The 26,490-nt window shown below is 60.0% G+C and carries 20 protein-coding genes; 12 read left to right on the top strand and 8 right to left on the bottom strand.

Translation table 11 applies throughout. The features are described from left to right. Positions 1 to 12 precede the first annotated feature (12 nt). The 3 genes from AC07OO_RS02230 to AC07OO_RS02240 all read left to right on the top strand — a co-directional run bounded on the left by AC07OO_RS02230 (position 13) and on the right by AC07OO_RS02240 (position 5,640). Positions 13 to 1,068 (top strand): DNA cytosine methyltransferase, encoded by a 1,056-nt coding sequence (locus tag AC07OO_RS02230; protein WP_495081759.1) that lies wholly within the window; start codon positions 13 to 15, stop codon positions 1,066 to 1,068. Then, positions 1,065 to 4,088: an ATP-dependent helicase gene (locus AC07OO_RS02235; RefSeq protein WP_495080422.1), complete on the top strand. Its 3,024-nt coding sequence runs from the start codon at positions 1,065 to 1,067 to the stop codon at positions 4,086 to 4,088. Before AC07OO_RS02230 ends, AC07OO_RS02235 begins: the two co-directional genes overlap by 4 nt. A gap of 478 nt (positions 4,089 to 4,566) precedes the next feature. Continuing rightward, positions 4,567 to 5,640 carry an ATP-binding protein gene (locus AC07OO_RS02240; RefSeq protein WP_495080423.1) on the top strand — a complete coding sequence of 358 codons (1,074 nt, stop codon included), beginning with the start codon at positions 4,567 to 4,569 and terminating at the stop codon, positions 5,638 to 5,640. A gap of 59 nt (positions 5,641 to 5,699) precedes the next feature. On the opposite strand, the gene AC07OO_RS02245 is transcribed toward AC07OO_RS02240, so the two are convergent. After that, positions 5,700 to 6,527, bottom strand: a complete 828-nt coding sequence (locus AC07OO_RS02245) for an alpha/beta fold hydrolase (protein ID WP_495080424.1) — start codon at positions 6,525 to 6,527, stop codon at positions 5,700 to 5,702. 118 nt (positions 6,528 to 6,645) lie between these two features. Between AC07OO_RS02245 and AC07OO_RS02250 the strand changes: the two genes are divergently transcribed. After that, the gene (locus tag AC07OO_RS02250) at positions 6,646 to 6,984 is read left to right on the top strand and encodes an Mpo1-like protein (protein ID WP_495080425.1); all 339 of its coding nucleotides are present in this window, start codon (positions 6,646 to 6,648) and stop codon (positions 6,982 to 6,984) included. A 90-nt stretch (positions 6,985 to 7,074) separates the two neighbouring features. Continuing rightward, the gene (locus AC07OO_RS02255) at positions 7,075 to 7,323 is read left to right on the top strand and encodes a GlsB/YeaQ/YmgE family stress response membrane protein (protein WP_495080426.1); all 249 of its coding nucleotides are present in this window, start codon (positions 7,075 to 7,077) and stop codon (positions 7,321 to 7,323) included. Between the two features lie 38 nt (positions 7,324 to 7,361). Here the strand turns inward: AC07OO_RS02255 and murB are convergent, their stop codons facing one another. After that, a complete protein-coding gene (gene murB, locus AC07OO_RS02260; RefSeq protein ID WP_495080427.1) occupies positions 7,362 to 8,432 on the bottom strand; it encodes a UDP-N-acetylmuramate dehydrogenase in 1,071 nt (356 codons plus the stop codon). Positions 8,433 to 8,517: 85 nt separating this feature from the next. Between murB and AC07OO_RS02265 the strand changes: the two genes are divergently transcribed. Genes AC07OO_RS02265 through AC07OO_RS02275 form a run of 3 tightly spaced genes read left to right on the top strand, consistent with a single transcriptional unit; the run spans position 8,518 to position 10,633 of the window. Continuing rightward, positions 8,518 to 9,003, top strand: coding sequence for a YajQ family cyclic di-GMP-binding protein (locus tag AC07OO_RS02265; RefSeq protein ID WP_495080428.1), 486 nt, complete (start codon positions 8,518 to 8,520; stop codon positions 9,001 to 9,003). A gap of 7 nt (positions 9,004 to 9,010) precedes the next feature. Next, positions 9,011 to 9,661: a retropepsin-like aspartic protease family protein gene (locus AC07OO_RS02270; RefSeq protein ID WP_495080429.1), complete on the top strand. Its 651-nt coding sequence runs from the start codon at positions 9,011 to 9,013 to the stop codon at positions 9,659 to 9,661. Positions 9,662 to 9,670: 9 nt separating this feature from the next. Next, positions 9,671 to 10,633, top strand: a complete 963-nt coding sequence (locus AC07OO_RS02275; RefSeq protein WP_495080430.1) for an HD-GYP domain-containing protein — start codon at positions 9,671 to 9,673, stop codon at positions 10,631 to 10,633. A 27-nt stretch (positions 10,634 to 10,660) separates the two neighbouring features. On the opposite strand, the gene plsY is transcribed toward AC07OO_RS02275, so the two are convergent. Both plsY and ybaK read right to left on the bottom strand, forming a co-directional pair. Next, positions 10,661 to 11,302 (bottom strand): glycerol-3-phosphate 1-O-acyltransferase PlsY, encoded by a 642-nt coding sequence (gene plsY / locus AC07OO_RS02280; RefSeq protein WP_495080431.1) that lies wholly within the window; start codon positions 11,300 to 11,302, stop codon positions 10,661 to 10,663. Positions 11,303 to 11,340: 38 nt separating this feature from the next. Then, entirely contained in the window at positions 11,341 to 11,832 is a 492-nt protein-coding gene (gene ybaK / locus AC07OO_RS02285) for a Cys-tRNA(Pro) deacylase (RefSeq protein ID WP_495080432.1), read from the bottom strand. Positions 11,833 to 11,881: 49 nt separating this feature from the next. Here ybaK and AC07OO_RS02290 point away from each other — a divergent pair, with 49 nt between their 5' ends. After that, a complete protein-coding gene (locus tag AC07OO_RS02290) occupies positions 11,882 to 12,391 on the top strand; it encodes a TlpA family protein disulfide reductase (protein WP_495080433.1) in 510 nt (169 codons plus the stop codon). Between the two features lie 61 nt (positions 12,392 to 12,452). On the opposite strand, the gene AC07OO_RS02295 is transcribed toward AC07OO_RS02290, so the two are convergent. Both AC07OO_RS02295 and AC07OO_RS02300 read right to left on the bottom strand, forming a co-directional pair. After that, positions 12,453 to 13,052 carry a PEPxxWA-CTERM sorting domain-containing protein gene (locus AC07OO_RS02295; RefSeq protein ID WP_495080434.1) on the bottom strand — a complete coding sequence of 200 codons (600 nt, stop codon included), beginning with the start codon at positions 13,050 to 13,052 and terminating at the stop codon, positions 12,453 to 12,455. Between the two features lie 117 nt (positions 13,053 to 13,169). Then, a complete protein-coding gene (locus AC07OO_RS02300; RefSeq protein WP_495080435.1) occupies positions 13,170 to 14,219 on the bottom strand; it encodes a GlxA family transcriptional regulator in 1,050 nt (349 codons plus the stop codon). Between the two features lie 150 nt (positions 14,220 to 14,369). Between AC07OO_RS02300 and AC07OO_RS02305 the strand changes: the two genes are divergently transcribed. Both AC07OO_RS02305 and AC07OO_RS02310 read left to right on the top strand, forming a co-directional pair. Next, positions 14,370 to 16,751, top strand: coding sequence for a penicillin acylase family protein (locus AC07OO_RS02305; protein ID WP_495080436.1), 2,382 nt, complete (start codon positions 14,370 to 14,372; stop codon positions 16,749 to 16,751). Positions 16,752 to 16,895: 144 nt separating this feature from the next. Beyond that, positions 16,896 to 17,654: a substrate-binding periplasmic protein gene (locus AC07OO_RS02310; RefSeq protein ID WP_495080437.1), complete on the top strand. Its 759-nt coding sequence runs from the start codon at positions 16,896 to 16,898 to the stop codon at positions 17,652 to 17,654. A 34-nt stretch (positions 17,655 to 17,688) separates the two neighbouring features. Here the strand turns inward: AC07OO_RS02310 and AC07OO_RS02315 are convergent, their stop codons facing one another. Continuing rightward, positions 17,689 to 19,671, bottom strand: a complete 1,983-nt coding sequence (locus AC07OO_RS02315) for an alpha/beta hydrolase family protein (RefSeq protein WP_495080438.1) — start codon at positions 19,669 to 19,671, stop codon at positions 17,689 to 17,691. 193 nt (positions 19,672 to 19,864) lie between these two features. Between AC07OO_RS02315 and AC07OO_RS02320 the strand changes: the two genes are divergently transcribed. After that, the gene (locus AC07OO_RS02320; RefSeq protein WP_495080439.1) at positions 19,865 to 25,894 is read left to right on the top strand and encodes an alpha-2-macroglobulin family protein; all 6,030 of its coding nucleotides are present in this window, start codon (positions 19,865 to 19,867) and stop codon (positions 25,892 to 25,894) included. Positions 25,895 to 25,984: 90 nt separating this feature from the next. On the opposite strand, the gene AC07OO_RS02325 is transcribed toward AC07OO_RS02320, so the two are convergent. Next, positions 25,985 to 26,470 (bottom strand): DUF4384 domain-containing protein, encoded by a 486-nt coding sequence (locus tag AC07OO_RS02325; protein WP_495080440.1) that lies wholly within the window; start codon positions 26,468 to 26,470, stop codon positions 25,985 to 25,987. Between the last annotated feature and the right edge of the window lie 20 nt (positions 26,471 to 26,490).

The raw sequence follows: 26,490 nt of genomic DNA on the forward strand, positions 1-26,490 counted from the left end.
GGGGGGGGAAAGGTGCCTAAGGCTTCGGGCAATTGGTTGACTGCCGTTGATTTGTTTTGTGGTTCGGGCGCAGTTACTGCCGCTTTGAAACAGCATAATTTTCAAGTTGTCTCTGCAATCGACAATGATCCGGTGGCGTGTGAGACTTATCGACTCAATCATCCACGAACTCATTTAATAGAGCGCGATATCACGTGTGTCGATCCCATTGAAATTCAGCAACAGCTAGGCCGAAAACAGCTGGACTTACTCGTAGTTTGTGCGCCTTGCCAACCGTTTAGTCGTCAAAATAAGAAACGTAAAGGCGACAAGAGAAGCACTCTCATTCTTCAGGCTGGCAAGTTTGCGCGTGCACTTAAGCCAAGTCTTATCTTCTTCGAAAATGTCCCTGGTTTGGCGTCAAAGCAGCACAGCCCGCTCCTTAGAAAGCTTCGCAATTCATTAGGGGATGAGTATGAGCTCAATGCTCCGCAAAGCGTTGATGCAGCAGATTTTGGCGTACCCCAACGAAGAGTTCGTTGCATCATGCTTGCCACTAGACGGTGTCTACCGCCGGAATTGCCAAGAGCAACGACGCCAGAAGGCTCTCGATTTACAGTACGACAAGCGATTGGTCATTTGCGGCAACTAGCGACTGGGGAGCGCGACCCGAGCGACCCGTTGCATGCGGCAAGAAATCACCAAGAAATTGCGCTACGAAGACTGGCCGCTGTGCCTTCAGATGGCGGAAGTCGTAATGCACTACCAAAAGATTTAGTGCTCGCATGCCATGAAGACATCCAAAGTACAAAATACTCGGATGTCTATGGTCGAATGTGGTGGGACGATGTTGCTCCGACTCTTACAACAGGATGCACAGATGTCACTCGAGGGCGTTTTGCTCATCCAGTAGCCAATCGGGCCATCACTCTTCGCGAAGCAGCGCTACTGCAAACATTTCCTCCGAGATATGTTTTTGCAGGATCAATTTCCGATATACAGACGCAAATTGGAAATGCTGTGCCGGTGCAACTAATTAAAGCACTGGCACCTACACTGCGGCGTGGTATTCGGGGAACGCGCGGATGATAAAACTCACACTTGCACAGCAGCAGGCAATAAGCCATTCTGAAGGAAATCTTCTAATTGTTGCTTGTGCAGGTAGTGGAAAAACAGAGACCATCTCTCAGCGAATTGCACAAAAGGTGCGAGATGGAACCGCAAAGAGTTCAATTATTGCCTTCACCTTTACTGAGCACGCCGCTAACGAATTGAAGGCGAGAATTAGGCGGCATCTTGAGCTGTTTGTTCCAAATGAACCCTCGCTCGGCGATATGTATGTGGGGACCATTCACTCTTTCTGTCTCCGTGTCTTAAAAGAGCAGGATCCCAAGTATCGCACTTGGGAGGTGATGGATGAAGTGCGCCAAGCCGCACTTATTTCTGCAAACTTCATTCACTTTGAGGATTCCGGTAAGGGCATTGGCCTTGATCAATTACGAACGCTGACGAGGACGGGAACGTATTGGGAAACAGTACGCAAGTTCACGACAACATTGAGCGTAATGCATCAAAAGGGACTTCAGCCTGAGGAAGTCAAGGAAGTCAAATTGGCTAATGCAATAAGGCGATATGAAGGGATCGCCCATGGCTCTCCAAATTACTTCTTCGATTTTGATCGAATAATTAGTGAGCTTATTTCGTTGCTCAATTCGAATCCAGAAAAACTCCATGAGCTGCGGTCTCGTCTCACGCATCTAGTTGTTGATGAATACCAGGACGTCGATGATCGACAAGAGCAGCTTATCCATCTACTTACTGATGGTGGGCGTAAAGTAAGTGTTACTGCCGTTGGAGATGATGATCAGGCGTTATACGGTTTTCGCGGTGCAAGCGTAAAAAATATTCTGTCTTTTGAGACGCGTTACCCAAATGTCGAGCGCGTTGTCTTGAAAGATAACTTCCGATGCACTGCGGCGATTGTTGAATTGGCTGATGCAGCTATACGCCAGGTCTCGGTGCGTTTGGAAAAGGAGATGGTGGCGAGGAGGCATGACTCGTTATCTGAGGGGTTTGTAGAGCGAATGGCTGAGCCGGGTGACATCCAGGTTCAGAAATTTGGTTCCGAGGAGGACGAAGCGACGTGGGTGGCTGACCGAATTGAGGCGCTCAGAGGGGTGCTCTTTGAACAGAAGGACGGCTCACATCGCCCTCTCGATTACGCGGATATGTCTATCCTACTGAGGAGTGTGAAATCGGCGGGAACTGTCTTTGCGAGAGTACTACGTGAAAGAGGAATTCCGGTTGTTGTGACGGGCACTCGGGGATTGTTCAATAACGATGAAGTCAGGCTAATACAGGCTGGTTTTTGCCTTCTCGCGCGGGCCGATTTTGCAATGCCGGATGAAGAGGGCCAAACCCAAGTCTTGGGGACGGTGGATACGCGAGAGTTCATTCGGGCTGCAATTGATAGGCTTAAGAGTGGTCAGATGCCATCTGCCTCCGAGGGAAAATTCATTGCTTGGATCGACAGCAAACTGGAGGAGCTTGATCGCCGAAGTTTGGCACCAGCAATGCGGGGGCGATTGTCTAAACGTATCTATCCTCAAGACATATTTCAAGAAATGCTTTTTGAATTGGGGAGCCAGAGCGGAACATGGTCAATAGATGTTCTGTTTAACTTAGGAGCATTGAGTAAGCTCATTACTCAATTTGAGGCTGTGCATCAATGGGTCACGCCGGCAAATCTCAAAGGACTTTGTTTGTTTCTTGGAAACTGGGCTGCGAGTAACGCCGATGAAGGAGGTATTGATGAGGTTGCGCGGCTGAATTCTGTCCAAATCATGACAGTGCATGCAGCCAAAGGACTCGAATGGCCTGTTGTTTTCCTACCGCGCATATCAAGCTCCAATTTCCCAAGTAGTCGGCGGAATCAAGGACCAGACACCTTTCTTTCTCCATCAATTTTCAGTAGTTCCGAATACGCAGGAGGCGACGACGGTGAGCGACGCCTATGGTATGTGGCTCTGACTAGGTGCGCTAAGTTTTTGAATGTTTCCTCCCTGGATCGACCGAGAAAAAAGCCTACCGATTTTTATAAAGATCTTCATCACTTTGTGATTCGCCGAGACGGCAGCGATCCAACTGTGAGGACAAAAGGGCAGCCTCGCCCACCCGACGACGCAGAGATGCTCCCAACCAGCTTCTCTGATTTGACCTACTGGAGGCGATGTCCGTACGAGTATCAACTTAGATCTCTTATGGGGTTTGGGCCTGGTGTCGGCGAGCAATACGGATATGGCCAGCAACTTCATAACATCTTGGCCGAAATACATGAGCTAGCTCGATCTGGAAGAGTGTTGTCAGGTAGCGAGGTTGGGTCACTTGTGGACGCGCGCTTTCATCTTCGGTATACCCAAGGTGGCCCGCTGGAGGCGCTCAGAGATGCAGCAAAGGATGCATTGATCCGTTACGTCAACGAGAACCGCGCTAATTTGCCCCGTACCCGGGCCGTCGAGAAGCCGTTTGAATTTATTGACAAAGAAAGCGGCGCGCTCATTGCCGGCGTTGTGGATTTGCTTGAGCGAGTAGATTCTGGTCATGACGATGATCACCGTGAGGCTGTGGGAATTGTTGATTTCAAAGCGCACAAAGTTAAAACGCGAGAGCAGTTTGAAAATATTAAGGCTCTTGCGGAACAGCAGCTGCGGTTGTATGCCAACGCTGTTCGCTACGCTTTTCCCTACGAGCCAACGACTGCTACTGCACAACTCGTGATACCTAAGCCGATTTCATCCGAACTGATTGCGCAAGGGGTGAGTGAGAGAATCTCAGTCGATGTCTCCGCACCGTATAGAGAGGCTGCGTTAGAAGACGTGAGGGTGGCCGTTGCGGGAATCAAGCAAGGCATCAAAGAACAGAGCTTCTCTCGCCTCGGTCCCAAATGCAACCATTGCGGAAAATGTGATTTTCGTGTCTTTTGCCCAGGAACTCCTGAGTGGAAAGCTGAAAAGAAGAGTGCGCCTATAGCATTGAGTCCATCAGATGAACGAGACGTAGAGATCGACGAAATAGTGGAGGAGTATCGTGCCGGGAAGACGACTCAGTAATGATGAACAGCGCTTACTAGAATTCTGGCGGGCGCCACCACGTAATTTCCAATCACCGTTACTCCGCCAAGTTCGTATTAATTGCGATGCAGGTCTTCGCGGAATACAGAGACTTGTGGTGCCGATTCCCTATCCATTCACTGCAATTTGCGGTAGGAATGGCGTAGGAAAGTCCACAGTTCTGTCTCTCGCTGCGCTTTCTGCAAAGACGCCACAGGACTGGATTGTCTATTGGGGCAACACAAAGTCTCGTCCAAGTTCATCAGTACAGCCTGCTTATGGATTCGCTGACTTTTTCCCTCGTCGGTCGGGTGATCCAATTCTTGCGGGTGTGCGAGTAGATTGGGTGTCAGCGGTTGCTGGGAATGAAATTGAGTTTTCGCTCTTTCGAACAGGGGGGAGATGGAAGCAGGTAAGAGATGCAGGCCGACACCCTGAGCACCAACGTCAACCAGTTAGGGCGATTGACTTTCTCCCCATGTCTCGTGTTTTGCCTGCCAGTGAAATTGGAGCGATGCGGCATGTTTTTGGCCGTCAGCATGAATATCGGCAGGTGCCGCTATCGGAAGACTCTCGTCGAATGCTCTCATATGTTCTTGGAAAAACATACGAAGAAGCAGAGACACGGTTCGTTCGCGGCTTAGGCCTTCATAGCTGTCGTGCAGGTGGTACCTACAGTGCTTTTGATATGGGGAGCGGTGAAGCTGCCGTGATCGCCCTACTATCGAGAGTGCAAGGCTTGCCTACAGGGGGACTGCTCATCATCGAAGAGATTGAGTTGGGTCTGCACCCTGAAGCCCAGGAACGACTTGTTAAGGTTTTGCTTCTGCAGTGTCTGCAGAAACGTATACAGATTATTTGCACAACTCATTCAGCAGTCGTTCTCGATAGTCTTCCTCGACAAGCGAGGGTATTGTTGCGAAAGAGTGGAGTAGGGCATGAGGCACTTACGAATGTTTCGACACGCTTTGCGGTCCACGAAATGTCCGGTGATGTGCAGCCTGAGTTGGTGGTCTACACGGAGGACCAGTTCGCTACTACGCTGATTAATGAGGCACTGTCAGGTGCCGATCGGGCGCGTGTGCAATTTCGGGATATAGGTAGCAACACGACGCTCGCCAGACAAGCAATCTCTCATTTGCGGTCAGACAATCCACTGTGTGCTATCAGTGCTTTCGACGGTGACTGCACGGAAGCAATGATTGAAGGATGGGTGCGTAGTGAGCGCGGTGAGCGCAATGATCTCGCACCCGCATGGCTTATTTTACCGGGGGATGGTCTTCCGCCAGAGCGATGGGTGTTGCAAGAGCTTCAGCGTCAGGATTATCTAAGGCCTCTAAGTAGAGAGTTGGATTGCACTGAGGCAGCTGCGGCCGCGCATGTAGAAGCCATGCGAGTCCAGCTTGATCACCATGATGCCGCTCATACTCTAAGTAGACGCACCGGGCTAGATGCAGTTGTTGCACAAAGACTTCTTGCCCGGGCTGTCGCTAGAAACCATCCAGCGCTGATTCCCGTGCGGGATAGGATCCAACAGTTGCTTGACCAGTAACAGGCTGGTTGCCAACTGCCATCCGCGCTGTCTTGGTCTTAGCAAACTGCCGGGTTCAACTAGATCGCGGTCAACCACCCCAACAACTCCGCCTCAAACGCCTCCGGCTGCTCCACCATCACCCAATGCCCGGTCTGCAGCCCCACGGCGCGGCTGCCGGGTTTGGCGTTCAGTTCATCCAGCCACGCCTGGGAGTGGAACATGTAGGGTTTGCGTTCGCCAAACAAGTACAGCATGGGGCAATGCGGCGCGAACGGAGCCAGGCCACCCAGGCCGCCACCCAGGCGCAACCAGGTCATGGCGTAGGGGTAGTTCATGTACCAGTGGATGCTGTGCTGCGGCGTGGGGCTGCGCAGCAGGCGCGCCATCAGGCGGGTCCAGTAGTTGGCAAAGTGGGCGCTGACAAAACGGCCCAGCACCCAGCATTTGGCCAGCCAGAATTGGTAGAAAACAATCATCAGCTTCTGCTTGGCGCCCAGGGTCTTCAGGAATCTTGGCGAGCGAGCATCGCCAATGTCCACCGACGCAATGCGCGCCACGCGCTCGGGGTGGCGGGCGGCCAGTTCGTAGCCGAACACGCAGCCCCAGTCGTGCAGCAGCAGGGTTACAGGCTGCCCGGGGCTCACGGCATCCACAATGGCCAGCAGGCGCGCGGTCAGCTCGGCCTGCGTCAGCGCCTTCTGGCCCGGCGGCGGCGGGCCTTCAAAGCCGGGCAACGTGAAGCGCACGCAGCGGTAGCGCCTTTGCAGGGCCTGCACGGTGCGGTCCCACAGGCGGTGGGTGTCGGGCCAGCCGTGGATGCAGACGATGGTCTGCTCTCCCTGGCCTTCGATAAAAACTTCGGTGCCTTGGACGGCTATCGTGGTTGTCGTTGTTGTCTGGGTCACGCGCGAGCCTCTCTGTGATCTGTGCCCGAAAGTGTATTGCCTGCATTGCCGGGTGGCCGCAGGCCTTGCACCATTGCATAACCGGGTCAAAATGGCGGCATAACGAGGAGACAGCCCCATGGAATCCACCCCAGCCGCCCCCCAGGCCGATATCCGGCAAATGTCCACCTTCGCCGAGTTCTACCCCTTCTACCTGGGCGAGCACAGCAATCTGGCCTGCCGCAGGCTGCACTTTCTCGGATCAACCCTGGGCCTGGTGTGCGTGGGCTTCATGGTCGCCACTGGCAACCCGCTGTACCTGCTGCTGGGTTTGTTTTGCGGTTATGCCTGTGCCTGGATCGGGCACTTCGGGTTTGAGAAGAACAAGCCGGCGTCCTTCAAGCGCCCGCTGTACAGCTTCATGGGCGACTGGGTTATGTACAAGGACATGTGGATGGGCAACGTGAAGGTGCTCTAAGTCAGTGCTGGGTCAGGGTGTCGCTTTGAGCGTGTAAGCTTGCTGCTACTGTCGAAGGGTTTTCGGCAGACTCGCAATGGAGACAACGGCATGCAATACGTCTGGATGGCCATCATCGGGTTTTTTGTAGGTTTGGTAGCCCGCGCCCTACTGCCGGGAGACCAGAAAATGGGCATGCTCATGACTGCCGTGCTGGGGATTGCCGGTTCGTACTTTGCCAACTTTGCAGGTCAATTCCTGGGTTGGTATCGGGTCGGAGATGTTGCCGGTTTCATGGCCAGCGTGGTGGGCGCCATCGTGTTGCTGGTGGTGTATGGCATGACGACCAAAAAGGCCTGACGCAAAAAGCGCCTAGCGCGCGCGGATGGCGCCTTGGATCACACGACCACCGGCTCCGGCTCCAGCAGGATGCCGAAGCGCTCGTAGACGCTGGTCTGTATGGCCTTGGCCAGTGTCATCACCTCACCGCCAGTGGCGCCATTGCCATCCACGCCAGCACCGCGGTTCACCAGCACCAGGGCCTGCTTTTCATACACGCCGGCCTGGCCCACGCTCTTGCCCTTCCACCCACATGAATCGATTAACCAGCCCGCCGCCAGCTTGATGGAGCCATCCGCCAGGTGGTAATGCACGACCCGGGGTTCGCGGGCGATGATGTCGGCGCATTGCTCGGGCGACACCTGGGGGTTTTTGAAGAAGCTGCCGGCATTGCCGATGACGGCCGGGTCGGGCAGCTTGGCGCGGCGGATGGCACAGACCCAGTCGAATATCTGCTGGGCGGTCGGCTCGGTCACCGCCTGCTCGGCCATTTTTTTCTCGATATCGGCATAGCCCAGCACCGGCTTCCATGCCTTGGGCAGCGCAAAGCGCACGCGCAAGATCAGCGCACGGTCTTTGAGGCCCAGCGTCTGCTGGCCGCCCGTGGTGATGGTGCCACCGTGCTTGAAGATGGAGTCGCGGTAGCCAAAGGCGCATTGGGCGGCATTCAGCGTGAACACTTGGCCGGTCTGCAGGTCCATGGCGTCTAGCGATTCAAACCGGTCCTGCAACTCCACGCCATAGGCCCCCACGTTTTGCACGGGGGATGCGCCCACGGTGCCGGGGATCAGGGCCATGTTTTCCAGGCCGGGGTAGCCGTTGGCCAGCGTCCAGGCCACAAAATCGTGCCAGACCTCGCCGCCGCCGGCTTCCACGATGTAGGCTTTGGCAGTCTCGCCCACCAGGCGTATGCCTTTGACCTCGACCTTCAGCACCAGGGGTTTCACGTCGCCGGTGATGACGATGTTGCTGCCCCCGCCCAAGACGAATTTGGGGCTGCTGGCCCACTCGGCATCGGCCAGCACGGCCTGCACGTCGGCCTGGCTGGTGATGCGCACCAGGGCCAGCGCCTTGGCCACGATATGGAAGGTGTTAAAGGGCTGGAGCGGGACGTTTTTCTCGACTAACATGGCAGGGATTGTCGCATCCGTGAACCGGCGCACCTCCCCGGCACCGCCAGGCTGGCGCAGCCACTTTTTATTACGTAGAACCAACATGCCTTCTTTTGATACCGTCTGCGAAGCAGAACTCTCCAAGGTCAAGAACGGGGTGGACAACACCTCCAAGGAAATCACCACGCGCTTTGACTTCAAGGGCACGTCGGCCAGCATCACGCTGAAAGAGAAAGAGATCACACTGGTCGGCGACGCCGAATTCCAACTCGACCAGATCGAAGACGTACTGCGCAACAAGCTGACCAAGCAAGAAGTAGACGTGCGCTTTCTGGACAAGGGCGATGTGCAGAAGATGGGTGGCGACAAGGTCAAGGTCGTCATCAAGGTGCGCAACGGCATCGAATCCGAAGTATCTAAAAAGATACAGCGCCTGATCAAGGACAGCAAGCTCAAGGTGCAGGCCGCCATCCAGGGCGATGCTGTGCGCGTCACCGGCGCCAAGCGCGACGACCTGCAGGCCGCCATGGCGCTGATCCGCAAAGAGGTGGCCGACCTGCCGCTGAGCTTCAACAATTTCCGCGACTGATATATCGATGAACGCCGCCGTCCCGCTTGCCTTTGCTGTGGGCTGCCTTTTAAGCACGCTGGCAGGTGCGCAGACCGTGGGACTGTCAGGCATGCTGGGCGGCAAGGCGCTGGTCATTGTGGATGGCAGCGCGCCCAAGGCCGTGGCCGCGGGTGACAGCTACAAGGGCGTGAAGATCGTCTCCACCCAGGGCGACCAGGCCGTGGTGGAGATTGGGGGCAAGCAGCACACGCTGCGCGTGGGTGATGCCCCCGCCAGTGTGGGCAGCGGCGCTGGCACTGGCGCCGGTGGCAACCGCATTGTGCTGCAGGCCGGAAGCGGCGGGCATTTCTTTGCACTGGGCCAGATCAATGGCAAGTCCGCACAAATGGTGGTGGATACGGGGGCCACTTCGGTCGCGATGAGTGTCAACGAGGCCCGGCGCCTGGGCGTCGCATACACCGCCGGCCAACCCATTCAGATGAGCACCGCCAATGGCGTCGTGCGGGGCTGGTTGATCCGACTGAGCAATGTGCGGGTCGGCGATGTAGTCATACACGACGTGGAGGCCGCGGTGTCCGAAGGCTCCATGCCCGTAGTGCTGTTAGGCAACAGCTTCTTGACCCGCTTCCAGATGACCCGCACCAATGACCAGATGGTGCTGGAAAAACGCTACTAGGGCCGTGCCGTGAGCGTACGCAGCGAAAACGAGTACGAAGATCTGCTGGCCATGTGGTCCGACCTGGAGCTGGGCCTGGGCGTCATTCTGGGCAGCCCCGCTAGCACACAGGAGTTCACCCACCGCGTGCTGCAATACGACCGCTGGATGCAGAGCATGATGCAGCAGGATCCTGATGTAGGCCTGTATTTGCTGTTCCAGCTAGCTGGCAATTCGCCGGTGGGCTACAGTGCGTCCCACTCGCTGGTGTGCGCGGTGCTGTGCCACCTGATTGCCATTGAGCTGGCCATTGCCAAGCCCGAGCGCGACAGCCTGGTGCACGCGGCGCTGACGATGAATATTGGCATGACCACGCTGCAAGACGCGCTGGCCACACAAGCCGAGAAGCCTACGCCTGAGCAGCAAGAGGCCATTCGCGCCCATGCCGCCAAGAGCACACAGATGCTGGGCAATTTGGGCATCAGCGATGCGCAATGGCTAGCCATCGTGTCTAGCCACCACGACGACGCCATCGACAAGGCCGATCTGCGCCAGGCCCCACCCCTGACGCGCCTGACCCGCATACTGAAGGTGGTGGACCGCTATGCGGCGATGATCAGCCCCCGTATGTCGCGTGCCGGCCGCACGGCCACAGAGTCGGCCCGCTCGGTGATGGCTAATGCATCGGCCAAGACGGATGAAATTGGCCACGCCCTGGTGCGCTCCGTGGGGCTGTGCCCGCCCGGAACCTATGTGCGCATGGACAGCGACGAGACCGCCGTGGTGCTGCGCCGCAGTACCCAGCACAACCATCCCTATGTGGCGATCATTGCGGGTTCCGATGGCGAATTGCTGCACACGCCACGCCTGCACCGCACGGACGGCAGCAACAAACCGAAGATCAAGACAGCATTACCCGCCTCTGCAGTGCGGGCGCGTATCAACCACTTCCAGATGCTGCGCCTGGGTGCGCATGCAGTACAGAACCCTTAGGGGTACCTAGGCCCCAGGTTGGCCGGTTCAGGCCTTCTTCTTGCTGCCCAACTTGGATTCCGTGCCCTTGACCAGGCGCGAGATGTTTTCGGCATGGCGCCAGATCAGCAGCAAGGACATCACCGCGGTGCACAGCACCACGCTCTTGTCCATGGCCCAGACCACGCCGTCGCCAAACACGTAGTACACCGGCGCAAACACCGCCGCCACCAGCGAGGCCAGTGACGAGTAGCGAAACGCGTAGGCAATCACCACCCAGGTGACGAGCGTGGCCAAACCCAGAATCCAGCTGATGGCCATCAGCACGCCCAGCGCCGTGGCCACGCCCTTGCCACCCACAAACCGGAAGAAGACCGGGAACAAATGGCCCAGGAACGCGGCCAAGCCCACCATGGCCATGGTGCCGTCACCCAGGCCATAGGCGCCGCCAAACCACTTGACCAGCATCACCGGCAACCAGCCCTTGAAGGCGTCCAGGAGCAGCGTGACGATGGCCGCAGCCTTGCTGCCGGAGCGCAACACATTGGTGGCACCGGGGTTCTTGCTGCCATAGGTGCGCGGATCGTTCAGGCCCATGCTGCGGCTCACAATGACCGCGAACGATAAGGAGCCCACCAGGTAGGCGGCAACGACCGCCAGCAGCGGGTAAAAAGCGCGAAGGGAATCCAAAACCAGTTCTCCTGAATACGTGTCTGTAAGGCGGGCGGTCAATCAGCCAGTGCGCACTGTACCTGCTTTGCCCCCAACAATTGGACGCAAACGCTAGGCGAAATCCCTACCAGGTAGCCCCGGCGGCCGCCATTGATCAGGATTTTTGGCAGGGCCAGGATGCTCTCTTCGATATACACCGGCATGTCGCGCCGCGTACCAAAGGGCGACGTACCACCCACCAGATAACCACTGTGCCGGTTGGCCACGTCAGGCGCGCAGGGCTCTACCGACTTGGCCCCAATCTGCCGCGCCAGGTTCTTGGTGGACACCTTGCGGTTGCCATGCATCAGCACCAAGAGCGGCTTGGCGTCCTGGTCTTGCATCACCAGCGTCTTGACGACGGTGAATGGGTCAAACCCTAGAACCTGCGCACTGTGCTGGGCGCCGCCGTGCTCCAGGTATTCGTAGGGGTGCTCGGTATAGGCGACCTTGTGCGCCTTGAGCATCTGGGTGGCGGGCGTTTCGGAAACATGATCTTTTTTGGCCATGGCGGTATTTTCTCTGTAATGATTGGCCTCTTTGCCACGACGAAGCGCCATGAAGAACATCCTCATCTCTTGTCTCATCCCCCTGGCGGCTTTTTGCGCAAGCCCAGGGTTCGCACAAACGGCGCCTGCCAAGCAGTCGGCAGCTGCGCCCGCCATGCTGGAACTGCAGGCTTCTGGAATCCGTGGCGAGAAATTCACCCCGGAGCAGATCCGCGGCAAGGTTGCCATCGTGTTCTACTGGTCAACCTCTTGTGCCGTCTGCCGCGACAGCCTGCCGGAGCTACGCACCAACCTCAACGGCTGGCGCGACAAGCCCTTTGCCTTGGTAACCGTCAATGTAGACAAGAAGGCCAGCGACTGGCAGGCCTACGAGCAAATACAAGGCCAGACCCAGGCACAATCCAAAGGGCTGATTGCATTGCGTCTGGATGAAGGAAAGAATGGGCCAGCCAAGTTGCCGCTGACCTTGCTGGTAGATGCCAAAGGCAAAGTTGTGTCCCGCTTTGAGGGGCGCTTGGCCCCAGAAGCGTGGGATGGAGTGGCGGATTTGATGCCTTGACCGGGGCGTCGACTCGAAAGCCCGCCTTGGGCCCCGCCATACGGCAGGCTGGAGGAAGGGCTTAGGCCTGCAGTGCTTTTGCCTTGCGGCGGCGCACCGCCGCACCCACCAAGCCCAGGCCGGCCAGCATCAGGGCATAGGTTTCGGGCTCTGGAACGGCAACCACCAGGTTTTGCGACAGCAAACTGCCGGTGGACTTCTTGTCCGACAGGTTTTTGTAGAAATCGACCTTCAGGTGCGCCGCCGTCAAATCCATCACCGTATGGGCCGCCGGAACAAAGTCAATAGTCCAGGTCATGCTGTGGGTCAGCGTAGCCGGCGTGGCAAATGCGAAGCAGGCACCACCCGAGTTACCCCCAGAGCAGCCGTTGGCCGACAATTCACGGCCGCTTTCGATGATGGAAGCAAACGAAGGGCCGCTGACCACCGACGACGACGCGATGCGTCCAATGTCTTTCAGCGAAAACGCCTTAAGGTAGTGCACCCCGGTCCAGTCGCCCTTGGCGGTATCGGCACCGGTGATCGTGAAGCTCAGGGTATCGCTGTCCACCGCGTAGGTGCTGAAAGTGACGCCTTGGAAGGTCAGGCTGGACATCGCGAAAGAGGATGTCGAGGCTGCCAGGGTTACCAGCACGGAGAGGAGTTTTTGTTTGAGGTTCACGGTGGGTGGGACGTTCGAAGCGCTGTTACCAATTGTAATTCCCAAACCCAGGGCACCAATAGTCCATTTGGACTAGTCGGTGACAAGTCGGCGGGCATGTTGCCCCTACCGGGGCGCCTAGGCCCCCATGACAGCCGCCGAGCGCCAGCGCTTGCGGCTGGTGCGCAGGCGAAAGCGCTCGCGGTAGGCCGCGGGCATGACGCCGGTGTGGCGCGCGAACACACGGCGGAAGGTGCCCACATCCTGGTAGCCGCACATATGGGCCATTTGCTCCACGCCGATGTAGGTGGTCTCCAGCAGCACCCGCGCATGGGCCACGCGCAAGCCGTGCAGGTAGTCCAACGGGCTTTGGCCATACACCGTAGAAAACCAGCGTAACAGCGAGCGCGGGCTGGTGGCCGCTGCGCGCGCCGTGTCTTGCAGGCTGTAGGGCTCGCTGAAATGGGCCTCCAGCCACTGGCGCGCCCGCTCCAGCGCACCGGCCGATGTGATGGTGGCCGGGCCGCTGTGTGCGGCCTGCACTGCCGCGCGCTGGCGCTCGCCCGAGTGCAGCACCACAGGTGCGCCTGCCAGCGCCAGATCGGCCACCGGGGTGTGGCGCAGCATGTCCAGCACCACCTCGTAGGCAGCAGCAGGCGAGTCGCAGGTCCACACCCGCTCGTGCTCCAGCCAGGCCTTGTCATTTACCAGGCGCACGGTGGGTGCGCGCCGCAGCAAATGGGCCACGAAGGGCCAAGCCATCACCGCGCTGCGCTCGGCCAGCACGCCGGCATCGGCCAACAAAGCCGCACCGTTATAGATGCCGGCCACGCGCCCACCACCCGCATACACCTTGGCAACGCGCTTGGCGCCAGCAGTTGCCGCGCGGGTCACCAATTGGTCGAGATGGGGCACGCTCTGTGCGTGCCAACCTGGCACCACCAGCAGATTGGCCACACCGCGAAAACCCGCACTGCGCGGCAGCGCCAGCGGTGGGCGGGAACCATCGGCGCACCACCAGCGCCAGACGATGGGCGTGGCCTTTTGCGGGTCGCGCATGTTGGCCAGGAGGTTGACCATGCGCAGCACATCGGCCGTGGCCAGGGCCGCCCCGGCCAGCACGTCCGGCCCCCACAAGATATCGACCCGCACGCTTGCATTGGGAGGGGAATGGCTGTTTGATGGCATGGCGAAAAAACCACCTAAGTTGGCAATAGATGCACTGTAACCCAGGCATAAAAAATCCTACGATGCCGCTGTTCCGCATTCGACGCACAGGGGCCGACAACGCGCTCTTTGTGCCGACACAGACCACAACAACCGATCCAGGAGATTGCCTTGCAGACGACCACGATGACTCGCACCGCTTTGAGATTCACACCCCTCGCACTCGCCGCCATGCTGGCAGCCTGCGCCACCCAGGGGCCCGGCACCGTAGCCGCTACCTCAAGCGCCACGGCCACCATCACCCGCACCGCCAACGGCGTGCCGCACATCTCCGCACCCGACCCCGAGACGCTAGCCTATGGCATTGCCTATGCCTATGCGCAAGACAATGTGTGCCTCAGCGCCAACCAATTGGTCACGGCGCGCGGTGAGCGCTCCCAGTATTTCGGTGGGGGCAAGGCCAGTGCCCTGCTGGGGCGGCGCGTGCTGCCCAATGAGCAGATCGACCTCTTCATGGCCGCCCATATGGACGACGCCGTGTTGGCCAAGCAATGGGCCACCACCAGTGCCGAAGCCCAGGCCTTGGCCCGCGGCTATGTGGCTGGCTACAACCGCTACCTGACCGACAACAGCGGCAAACTGCCCACCGAATGCAATGGCCAGCCCTGGGTCAAACCTATGACCGTAGGCGAATTCCGCCGCATGGCCGAGCTGACCGCCGTGCAGGCCGGCATTGCCGCGCTGGCCGACGGCATGCTGGGCGCGCAGCCGCCCGCACGCCCTGTTGCCACCGGCGCTGCCAAGCCCCAGACCGGCATCAACCTGGCCGATGCCGCGGACGCCATGCGCGAGGCCGGGCTGCTGGATTCGCCACTGGGCTCCAACGCCTGGGCCTTTGGCAAGGACAGCACCGCCAACGGCAGCGGCCTGCTGCTGGGCAACCCGCACTTCCCATGGACGGGGGTCAACCGCTTCTACCAGATGCACCTGACCATCCCCGGATCTTTGGACGTCATGGGGGCCAGCCTGGCGCACTTTCCCGCCGTTTCCATAGGCTTCAACAAAGACATTGCCTGGTCGCACACCGTGTCCACCGGCAAGCGCTTCACGCTGCACGAGCTGGCCCTGCTGCCAGGCGCCCCCACCAGCTATGTGCTGGACGGCCAGCCGGTCAAGATGACATCGCGCAACGTCAGCATCACCGTGCGCGCCGCCGATGGCACGCCGCAGACAAAAAGCCAAACCCTGTGGTCCACCCGCTGGGGCCCGGTCGTGGTGGTGCCCCGCGCGGGCCTGAACTGGACTGACAAGGTGGCCTATGCGCTGCAAGACGCCAACACCGGCAATGTGCGCATGCTGGACTCGGCCATGGGCTTTGCACGGGCCACCAGCGTCAACGACATGCCCAAGACCTTGAGCACGCTGGGCACCATGTGGGTCAACACACTGGCTGCAGACCGGCATGGCAATGCCTTGTATGCCGATGCCAGTGCCGTGCCCGATGTGGATGCGACCCAGTTGGAACGCTGCACACCCAGCAAGCCGGCCGCCGCACTGCGCCAGGCTGCGGGTCTGGTGGTGCTGGACGGTTCCAAGAGCGCCTGCGACTGGCAGCGCGATCCGGCATCACCCGTGCCGGGCCTGATACCCATTGCCCGCATGCCAGTGGCCGTGCGCAGCGACTGGGTGCATAACAGCAATGACAGCTTCTACTACTCCAATCCGGCCCAGAAGTTTGGCGCGATCTCGCCCCTGGTGGGCGACGCCAGCGTCAGCCGGCCGCGCACCCGCGCGGGCCTGAGCGAGATACCCGAGATGCTGTCCAATGGCAAAGCCACGGCACAGCGCGTGCAACAGCAGTTGTTTGAGAACCGCAACTTCATGGCCAGCGTCATACTGCCCGACCTGCTGGCCGCCTGCGCCCAGGCACCTAACGCCGCCACACAGGATGGCTGTGCTGCGCTGAAAGGCTGGAACCAGCGCAACGACGTGGATGCCAAGGGCGCCCATGTGTTTCGCGAGTTCTGGCGCACGGCGCGCAACATACCCAGCGTATACCGCGTGCCCTTCGATCCGCAGCAACCGGTAGCCACGCCCAACGGCTTGAAGATGACCGATGCGGCAGTCGCCGCCAAGGTGTGGGAATCTCTGGGCCAGGCCGTCACCAAGACACGCGAAGCCGGCTACGCGCTGGACGCGACGCTGGGCAGTGTGCAGCGCCCCGCCATTACCGAAGAGGCCATCGCCCTGCATGGTGGCGACGAGATGGAAGGCGTGCTCAATAACCTGGGCCGCCAGGAACCCATGGGCATCAACAAGGAGGGGCTGCGCATCGACTATGGCACCAGCTACGTGCAAACCGTGACGTTCGACGCCAAGGGCCCGGTCGCCCAGGCGCTGTTGACCTACGGGCAGTCCACCAACCCCGCCTCACCCTTTGCCTATGACCAGTTGCGCCTGTTCTCCCGCAAGGAGTGGCCTAGCCTGCCCTTCCACGCGGCAGACATTGCCAAGGCCCGCGTGGGTGAGCCGCTGCGCTTGACGCGTCCCTGACAGCAATCGGTGGTCCGACGGTTGGGCATGGCGCCCAGCCGGGCTTGGCACGATCGGTGTATGCTGATGGCGTTTGTTGATGCGCCGCGCCACGGTTTGCGTACCGTGGCAGTAGCGGCCCCTATGAACCCGTTGGATGCACCGATGAAAAGAACCCACTGGTGGATAGTCATTGCCGTGGTGGCACTCGGCCTGCTGGCAGCCAGCAGCCGGGCCGACACCTTCACCGCGGCCGGTGACCCTTACCCTCCGTATGGCGATCCCAGCAACCCCAATGGGGGCTTGGGCCTGGAGATCATCCGCGCGGCCTTCAAGACCCAGGGTCATGAGATGACCATGGAGTACGTGCCCTGGGCGCGGGCGGAGAGCGGTATCAAGAACGGCAGCTACGACATATTGCCGTTCACGTGGCGCACCGATGCACGGGTCAAGGTGCTGCTGTTCAGCACGGCCTTTGCCGTGGGCAATGTGCGTTTCATCAAACGCAAGGGCGATGCCTTTGAATTCAACGGCCTGGAAAGCCTGAACGGCAAACTGGTCGGCACCATCCGAGGTTATGGCTACAGCGATGCCTTTGGCTCGGCCACCACCTTCCAGCGCGAAAACGGCAATGACTTGATGACCAATGTCAAGAAGCTGCTGCGCGAGCGCATCGACCTGACACTGGAAGACGAGATCGTGGCCCGCTCCATCATCAGCGCCAACGATCCCGACGCCCTGAAGCGCATCGAATTCGTCAAGGCGCCCTTGTCGGTGAACCCCTTGTACATCACTGTGGGCCAGCAAAACCCCAGGGCTCAGGAAATCATCAGCGCCTTCAACAAGGGCCTGGAGATCATCAAGGCCAACGGCACCTACGACCGCATCTTCAAAAAATACGGGATGGAGAAGGCGGGGCGCTAGTGGCGGTACCGCCACTAGCGCCCCCTCACTGCTCTTATTGGGCCGCCGTGGCCCCCAAATTGGCTGCCAAGAACGCATCCAGCTCCGAGTAAAACTGCATCTTGTGCTCGTAAATGCTCAAGTAGTGGTCACCACGCGCTTGCTTGATGAATTTATGGGACACACCGGCCTCGGTCAACGCGGCGTCCATGTATTCGCCCTGGTAGACGGACACATTGCGGTCTTCGGTGCCGTGGACCAGCAGCACAGGTGCCTTGATTTGCTTGGCTGCATAGCGGGGTGAATACTGGCGCAGGCGTTCGGTATCGCTTCCCACCTGGGCTTCGAAGACCTCCTTGCCGCTCATGTACTGACCGCGGTCACCCGCCATGGCCACCAGATCAGTCACCCCCGCAAAGCTCACCGCACACTTGAACGCATCCGGCGTCTTGGCGACGCCCATCAACGCGGCATAGCCACCGTAGCTGGCACCGACAATGCACACACGCTTGGGGTCAGTGATGCCTGCAGAGACCGCCCAGTTCAGGCCATCGCTCAGATCATCTTGCATCTCCTGGCCCCACTTCTGCAAGCCTGCTGTGCGCAGGGCACTGCCAAAGCCGGTGGAGCCGCGTGCATTGATCTGCAGAACGGCATAGCCACGGTTTGCCATGAACTGCGTCAATGCGTTGAAGTTGCCGTCGTCATGGCTTTGCGGTCCTCCATGCACCAGCAGCACAGTGGGCAACTTGCTGGCCGTGACCCCCAATGGGGTGCTGATATAGCCAGGCAAATCCAAGCCATCGCGTGCCTTCACGGTAATGGCTTTTTTGGGGACCAGATACTGTTCCTGCAATTGCGGATAAGTACCTACAAACAAGCCCAGGCTATTGGCGCTGCGATTACCCAAGAAGACTTCGCCAGCCACTTTGTCGCTACTGGAATAGACCAGATATTTGTTCTCGTCTTGGCTGGTGCTGATGACGCGGTTGTAGCGACCCGGCAAAGCCTCATTGACCGACGTATTGAGCCCGCGACGGTCGGCGTCCCAATAGCTGATCTCGGATTGGACAAAGGTATCCGAGCTCGCAAAGCCAATGGGTTCTCCCGTTGTCTTGGAATAGACGAGGCTGCCAGAGACGTCATTGGTGCCGCTTGCCAACTTGACCGTGCGTTTGAGTTCAGGGTCCTTCAGATTGACCGTCATCAAGGCATTGCGTCCTTCGTGTTCGGCAATGACATAAAGCTCGTTGGGGTCTTTGCCAAAGCCTATGGGGTACACACCACCAGACCCCACCAGCTTGTATGCCCACAGCTTGCGCCAATTGCCGCCATCGGGGTCGCAAGCGTGGATCTCGGCATCGCCCTTTTCCACGCGCAGACCGACACGCACCTGGTGGTTGCGATCCGTCATCCAGCTTCGGAAAAACTCCCGGGGCTTCATGATGGTGGTGCGGTCGCCAGTTGCCGTATCCAGGCTATAGACCGCCGGGTACATGCCATCAAAGGGGTCGGCCAAGGACAGCAAGATGTGCTTGCCACCGTCGACGTCGAAATCGATGACTTCATCCTGGAATTGGGCCTGTAGCGAACCCTTGAACGTATTGGGCTTGATCAGGTTGATGTTTTGCGTGCCGTCCGCCTTCACCGACAGCAACCGGCTTTCATAGGTGTCCACGCCACCAACACTCGACGATCCATGGCGCCGCTTGGCCGGAAACAACACTGCAACCACCAGCCGATCATTACCGACCCAGCGGAACCATTTGAACGTGAAGTCGCGGTTGTTGCTGTTCATCACAACGGCCGTCTTGCCGTCCGGTGAACCGATATCCCGCACCACGATGGCGGACGTGCCCGCATTGTTGGCCAGCATGGCCACCTTTTGACCGTCGGGTGACAGCGACACCCGCTGTGCGACCGGCAACATACCAAAAGCCTCGATCGGCAGCTTGGGCGCAGTTTGCGCAAAAGCTGGGGCGCCCAGTACGGCAAGGCCCAGGCACAGTGCGCGGGCGCGCAGACGCGGCAGCATCATTTTCTAACTCCCTTGTTTGTAACAAATCGTTTGGATCCAACGGGGCCAATACCCAGTTTGGGCAGGAGTTTATAGGCAATGCCTTGGATAGCAGCGCAAACACGGGGGCTGCACCGCCTTTCTTGCCCTTCGACAGGCTTGGAAATTGCCTTCTAAATCGGCTAACCTCGCCGATTCACAAAAGGGAGCAATTGTGGGTCACAACGTCTTCTTCTTACGAGCCTGCGCAGCCCTGTTGGCCACGGCGGCGCTCCAGGCGCAGGCCATCCAGATTGTCAGCGTCTCGCCCCAGGGCGAAGTAGCCCGCGTGCGCCAGGTAGTGGCCAAATTTGACGAGAGTGCCGTCAACTTTGGTGACCCCAAAGCCGAAGCGCCCTTGACGCTGAGCTGCAGCGATGCCCAGGTCACCAAGGGCTCTGGCCGCTGGGTCACCGACCGCAGTTGGGCTTACGAGTTTGAAAACGACTTGCCGCCCGGCGTCACCTGCAGCTTGGCCGTGAAGGCCGGCTTCAAATCCGCCAAGGGCGCGGAGCTGACGGGCAACACCAGCTTCAAGTTCAATACCGGGGGCCCGTTTGTACAAAACATCCAACCCTATTCCGGCAATCGCATCGACGAGCAGCAGTACTTCACGCTGCGGCTGAACGGCCCCGCCACCCTGGCCAGCGTGCAGGCCAATGTGTGGTGCTCCGTGGAAGGCCTGGGCGAGCGCGTCGCCATCCGCCTGATCGACGGCCCAGACCGTGCGGCCCTGCTGAAATCTCAAGGGCTGGAGGCAGCCGCCGCCAAGGACCCGCTGAGCGTAGTGACCCTGGCCTGCAACCGTACGCTGACGCCATCGACCAAGGTGCAGATCGTGTATGGCCAAGGCGTCAGCACACCTGCCAGCGGCAGCAATGCCAATGGGGTGGCCAATTCGGTGGAGAAACGCTTCAACTTCCAGGTGCGCGAGCCCTTTGCCGCCACCTTCAGTTGCGAACGTGAGAACGCACAGAGTGCCTGCCTACCGATACGCCCCATGCGCCTGAGCTTCAATGCGCCGGTGTCTGCCAAGCTGTTGCAAGACATCCGCCTGAAGTCCGACAAAGAGAGCTTCAAACCTTCTGCCGACGGCGACAACGAGGGCGATGCCCCGCAGGATGACGACCGCGTAGTCAATAGCATCAGCTTCAAAGGCATGTTCCCCGAGCAGACAGCCTTCACGCTGGAGCTGCCCAAGGGCTTCAAGGATGCGTCTGGCCGCACGCTGCGCAATGCCGACAGCTTCCCGCTGAAAGTCTCCACCGGCATGAAGCCACCGCTGGCCAAATTCGCGGCCGCGCCGTTTGGCATCGTCGAACGCTTTGCTGAACCCGATGGCGTGGCCATGCTGCCGGTGACACTGCGCAATGTGGAGGCCAACTTGGTGCCCAAGGGGCTGAAAGTGGAGCAGACCAAGACCCCTGCACCGGCCGAGGCCGGCAAGGTCAGCACCTTCACGCCCAGTACCGACGCCGACATCATGCGCTGGTTCCTGAAAGTGCAGCGCTATGACAACTTCACAGTGTCACGCCGCCAGGCCGCAAAAGATGTCAAGGGGCCTCTGCCCAAGGCCTTGGGCACGGACGGCCCCAATCAAGTGCAGTCCCGCATGGTCTCGCTGTTGAACGGCCAGGCCGATGTCAAAACCCTGGACCTGCCCAAGCCCGCCAACAACGACCCGCGCCCCTTTGAGGTGGTGGGCATTCCGCTGTCCGCAGGCTTCCATGTGGTCGAGATTGCGTCACAACGACTGGGCGCCTCGCTGCTGGACGAACGCCATGGGGACGGCCGCACCATGGTGGTCCGCACCTCGGCTCTGGTGACCAATCTGGGCGTGCACTTCAAGCTGGGGCGCGAGAACGCCGTGGCCTGGGTCACCACCTTGGACAAGGGCGCCCCGGTGGCCAATGCGCAAGTACGGGTGTCGGACTGCAACGGCCGCGAGGTCGGCACGGCCACCACCAACGCACAAGGGGTGGCCAACCTGAACGGCATCTCGCCCGAGCCCCCCAGCTGCAATATCGAAAACTCCTACACCCATGCCTACTTCGTCACCGCCCGTGCGCCCCAGCCCGCTGGCGACGGCAAGGGCACGGTCAATGACCTGGCCTTTACCTGGAGCGATTGGAACCGCGGCATAGAGCCCTGGCGCTTCAACTTGCCCACCAGCCGTGAAGCGCGGCCCAACGAGCGAGCCCACACGATATTCGACCGCACGCTCTTGCGCGTGGGCGAAACCGTGTCGATGAAGCACATCCTGCGCACCGAGACCAGCCAGGGCTTTGGCCTGACCCAGACCCAACCGATCACACTGGTCATCACCCATGTGGGCAGCGGCCAGCAGTACACGCAAGACCTGGTTTGGCGCAAGACGGCTACGGGCGGCCAAAGCGCCGAGAACACCTTCTCCATCCCACCGGCCGCCAAGCTGGGCGTTTATCAGGTGGAACTGCAGTCCGCCAGCAATGGAGAGCGCAACTTCACCACCGGTTCTTTCCGCGTCGAAGAGTTCCGCCTGCCGGTGCTGGAAGGCCGCGTGACCCCTGCCGACAAAAAGGCTTTGGTCAATGTGAAGACCGTTCCGGTGGACGTGCAGATCAACTATGTGTCGGGCGGTGGCGCGGCCAATTTGCCAGTCCGCGTGTCTGCCCTGGTACGTGGCAAATACCTGAACTACGCCGACTTTTCCGAATTCAATTTCCAGGCCCCGCGCGGCAACCGTGACAACCGCCCCGAGGGCGAAGAGGAGCCCGACGCCACCGCCGACGCCAAGGTCATTGCCGACAAGCTGCCCGTGACGCTGGACAAGAATGGCGCAGGCAAGGTAACGGTGGACAAAATCCCCGCAGCCCGCCAACCGCAAGACCTGCTGCTGGAGGCCACCTACTCCGACCCCAACGGCGAAGTGCAGACCATACGCAGCACGCAAACCCTGTGGCCCGCCGCCGTGGTGGCCGGCATCAAGACCGAGGGCTGGGTATCCAGCAGCCAGAAGATCAAGTTCCAGGCCCTGGCCTTAGATTTGAGCGGCAAGCCTCAGGCCGATGTGGCACTGGAAGTTAAAGCCACGGCCCGTATCGTCACCACCACACGCAAGCGCATGGTGGGCGGCTTCTATACCTACGACAGCAAGACCAATGTCAAAGAACTGGGCGCGGTGTGCAGCGGCAAGAGCGATTCGCGCGGGCTGTTGCTGTGCGAGACCAGCCTGAACGAGGCCGGTGAAGTGGAGCTGGTTGTCACTGCCAAAGACAGCGCCGGCAACAGCATCCAGGCGGCCAGCAGCGTGTATGTCACCAAGCAGGGCGAGCTGTGGTTTGGCGGCGAAAACACCGACCGCATTGACCTGCTGCCCGAAAAGAAGAGCTACCAACCCGGCGAGACCGCCAAGTTCCAGGTGCGCATGCCCTTCCGCTTTGCGACCGCGCTGGTGGCCGTGGAACGCGAAGGCATTGTCGAGACCGAGGTGGTACAGCTCAACGGCCAGGACCCTACTATTCAGCTGAAGATCAAGGACGGCTGGGGACCGAACGTGTATGTCAGCGTGCTGGCCCTGCGCGGCCGCCTGCGCGAGGTGCCGTGGTATTCGTTCTTCACCTGGGGCTACAAGTCGCCGCGCGAGTGGTGGACATCGTTCTGGTACGAGGGCCGTGAATACGTGGCACCCACCGCACTGGTCGACCTGAGCAAGCCCGCCTTCCGCCTGGGTGTGGCCGAGATCCGCGTGGGCACCAAGGCCCACCAGTTGGATGTCAGCGTCAAGGCCGACAAGGAAAGCTACGCCGTGCGCAGCCAGGCCAAGGTCACGATCAACGTCAAGCTGCCCAATGGCCAGCCCGCGGCACATGCCGAGGTGGCGCTGGCGGCCGTGGACCAGGCCTTGCTGGAGCTCATGCCCAACAACAGCTGGAACCTGCTGGACGCCATGCTCCAGCGCCGATCGTGGGGCGTAGAGACCTCGACGGCACAAATGGAAATCATCGGCCGCAGGCACTATGGCCGCAAGGCCGTGCCAGCCGGTGGCGGTGGCGGCCATAGCGGCGCGCGTGAGCTACTGGAAACCCTGCTGCTGTGGAACCCCAGCGTGAAGCTGGACGCCAATGGCCAAGCCCAAGTCACCGTGCCGCTGAATGACGCTCTGACTACCTTCAAGATCGTCGCCGTGGCCGATGCATCCACAGGTCTGTTCGGCACCGGCAGCACCAGCATACGGGCCACACAAGACCTGCAGATCATCAGCGGCCTGCCGCCTCTGGTGCGTGAGGACGACCAGTTCCGCGCACAGCTCACACTGCGCAACACCACCAAGCAAGCCATGAAAGTGGAAGTGACGCCGCGCGCCACGCTGCTGGACCTGCCCGCGCAAACCGTGGACATCCCCGCCGGTGATGCGCGCGAAGTGGCATGGATGGTGACCGCGCCGCCGCAACTGGCGCAGATCCGCTCAGAGGCCATCCTGTGGGAGATCGAAGCGAAGGACACTATCAGCGGCGCCCGCGATGCGCTCAAGGCCCGCCAACGCATCATCCCGGCCGTGCCGCTGACGGTGCAGCAAGCCACGCTGGTGCAACTGGACGGCCCCTTCAATCTGGATGTGAACGCACCGGCCGATGCAATCCCCGGCCGCGGTGGCCTGAAGATGTCGCTGCAGCCCAAGCTGGCCGAGGGCTTGCCCGGCGTGCGGGACTGGTTTGCCCGCTACCCCTTTGCCTGCCTGGAGCAAAAGACCAGCAAGAGCGTCGGCCTGCGCGACGGCAAGCTGTGGGAAGCCGTAGCCGCGCAAATCCCCAGCTACCTGGACAGCGATGGCCTGGCCAACTACTTCCCGCCGCGCGATGGTGAGGCCAACCATGGCAGTGACACGCTGACAGCCTACTTGCTGGCCGCCACACACGAGGCCGCCGGTGTCAACCCGGCCTTTGCGCTCAGCGATGCCGTGCGCGCACCCATGGAGCGCGGCCTGATCGCGTTTGTGGAAGGCCGCATCCAGCGCGAGTTCTGGAGCCCACGCAAGGACCTGGACATCCGCAAGCTGGCAGCACTGGAAGCCTTGTCACGCTACGGCAAGGCCCAAGGCCGCATGCTGGGCAGCATCACCATCGCACCCAACCAGTGGCCCACACATGCGGTCATCGACTGGCTGAACATCCTCAAGCGCGTGACCGATGTGCCTGACCGCGACAAACGCATCGCCGAGGCCAACCAGATTCTGCGCAGCCGCATCAGCTACCAGGGCACGAAAATGGTCTTCAGCACCGAGCGCGATGACTACTGGTGGTGGCTGATGCAAAACGGCGACGTCAACACCGCGCGCCTGATGCTCAGCGTGATGGACGACCCCGCTTGGAAAGACGATATGGGTCGCCTGGCCAATGGCTTCATCAGCCGCCAACAAAACGGCGCATGGCACACCACCACCGCCAACCTATGGGGCGGACTGGCGCTCGAGAAGTTCTCGGCCAAGTTTGAAGCCGTCACCGTTGCTGGCAGCACCAAAGCGGCTATGAGCACTGGCACTGCCAGCGTGGAATGGAGCAAGGTGGAGCGCGTCAAGCCCTCGGACACCTTGGGTGCCCCCAACCAGACCACGTGGTTCGGCGCCCCCGCGTCGCCCGGCAACCTGCGCAATAACGGCATGTTCCTGCCCTGGAACAAGACGCCGGGCAAGGACACGCTGAGCGTGACGCACCAAGGCCCTGGCAAGCCCTGGCTGACGCTGCAGTCCGTTGCGGCCATACAGCTCAAAGAGCCGTTCAATGCGGGCTACCAGATCAAGAAGACCATCACACCGGTGGAGCAGGCCAACAAGGGCCTGCCCGCCGGCAGCTACACCCGTGGCGACGTGCTGCGCATCACCTTGGAAGTGAACGCCAGCGCCGACATGAGCTGGGCCGTGATCACCGACCCGGTGCCGGGCGGCGCCACGATCTTGGGTAGTGGCCTGGGCCGCGACAGCGAGATCGCCACCCAGGGAGAAAAATCCGGTGGCGACGGCTGGGGGGCGTTCGAAGAGCGCAGTTTTGAATCCTTCCGCAGCTACTACCAGTTCATGCCCAAGGGCATGGTGAAGATGGAATACACGATACGACTGAACAACGTCGGTGAGTTCTCGCTGCCACCGTCCCGCGTGGAAGCCATGTACGCGCCCGAGATGTTTGGCGAATCGCCCAATGCGCGCATCAAGGTGGTGGCGGTGAAGTGAAGAAATGAAAACGGTGCCTAGGCACCGTTTTTTTTGCAGCTACCAATTTGATAGCGTATCGCGCTTATTTCACGAGGGCTACCGCCCGATTTACTTCAATGGCACCATTGCGGCACCATAGGTCCCCATGGGTTCAAACCTGCCATAAGCCAGCTGCGCCTGCAATGCTGGCAGGTCAAATTGGGTCGGCGACACGATGGCCATCACGTAGGCGGTTCCCTTCGGGCCGCGTGCTGGCATGCGCCAGTTGCCGCGGGGCAGGTCGATATAACCGCTGCCGATGAAATTGGCGTCGTCTTGCGCGTTAGGGAAGACCAGGCGCAAGGCGCGACCCTCGCAATCCAACTGCAATAGGTAGACAAAGCCTGCGGCGTTGGACGCCACCCGCATGGTTGTGCTGTCCTCGGATTGGGTTTGTTTGGCCGTCGCCTGGATGCTCACTTTCAGAGCCGGCGTAGCGCGGGCCATGGCGGCCTCCATGCGTGGCAGCCAGTTGGCGTCGGCCGAGCCCTTGCCCGAGGCACAGCCGCCCAGTGCGAACAATGACAGCACAGCCAGTGCGCACCCGGCAAGCATGGTGGGATTCTTTTGCATGC

The organism is Rhodoferax sp. GW821-FHT07G04 (assembly GCF_059418585.1).

What these genes read in the sequence shown, in the direction of transcription:
- AC07OO_RS02235 (WP_495080422.1), top strand. Translation starts at nt 1,065, where the DNA reads ATGATAAAACTCACACTTGCACAGCAGCAGGCAATAAGCCATTCTGAA.
- AC07OO_RS02240 (WP_495080423.1), top strand. Translation starts at nt 4,567, where the DNA reads ATGTCTCGTGTTTTGCCTGCCAGTGAAATTGGAGCGATGCGGCATGTT.
- AC07OO_RS02250 (WP_495080425.1), top strand. Translation starts at nt 6,646, where the DNA reads ATGGAATCCACCCCAGCCGCCCCCCAGGCCGATATCCGGCAAATGTCC.
- AC07OO_RS02255 (WP_495080426.1), top strand. Translation starts at nt 7,075, where the DNA reads ATGCAATACGTCTGGATGGCCATCATCGGGTTTTTTGTAGGTTTGGTA.
- murB (WP_495080427.1), bottom strand. Translation starts at nt 8,432, where the DNA reads ATGTTAGTCGAGAAAAACGTCCCGCTCCAGCCCTTTAACACCTTCCAT.
- AC07OO_RS02265 (WP_495080428.1), top strand. Translation starts at nt 8,518, where the DNA reads ATGCCTTCTTTTGATACCGTCTGCGAAGCAGAACTCTCCAAGGTCAAG.
- AC07OO_RS02270 (WP_495080429.1), top strand. Translation starts at nt 9,011, where the DNA reads ATGAACGCCGCCGTCCCGCTTGCCTTTGCTGTGGGCTGCCTTTTAAGC.
- ybaK (WP_495080432.1), bottom strand. Translation starts at nt 11,832, where the DNA reads ATGGCCAAAAAAGATCATGTTTCCGAAACGCCCGCCACCCAGATGCTC.
- AC07OO_RS02290 (WP_495080433.1), top strand. Translation starts at nt 11,882, where the DNA reads ATGAAGAACATCCTCATCTCTTGTCTCATCCCCCTGGCGGCTTTTTGC.
- AC07OO_RS02300 (WP_495080435.1), bottom strand. Translation starts at nt 14,219, where the DNA reads ATGCCATCAAACAGCCATTCCCCTCCCAATGCAAGCGTGCGGGTCGAT.
- AC07OO_RS02310 (WP_495080437.1), top strand. Translation starts at nt 16,896, where the DNA reads ATGAAAAGAACCCACTGGTGGATAGTCATTGCCGTGGTGGCACTCGGC.
- AC07OO_RS02315 (WP_495080438.1), bottom strand. Translation starts at nt 19,671, where the DNA reads ATGATGCTGCCGCGTCTGCGCGCCCGCGCACTGTGCCTGGGCCTTGCC.
- AC07OO_RS02325 (WP_495080440.1), bottom strand. Translation starts at nt 26,470, where the DNA reads ATGCTTGCCGGGTGCGCACTGGCTGTGCTGTCATTGTTCGCACTGGGC.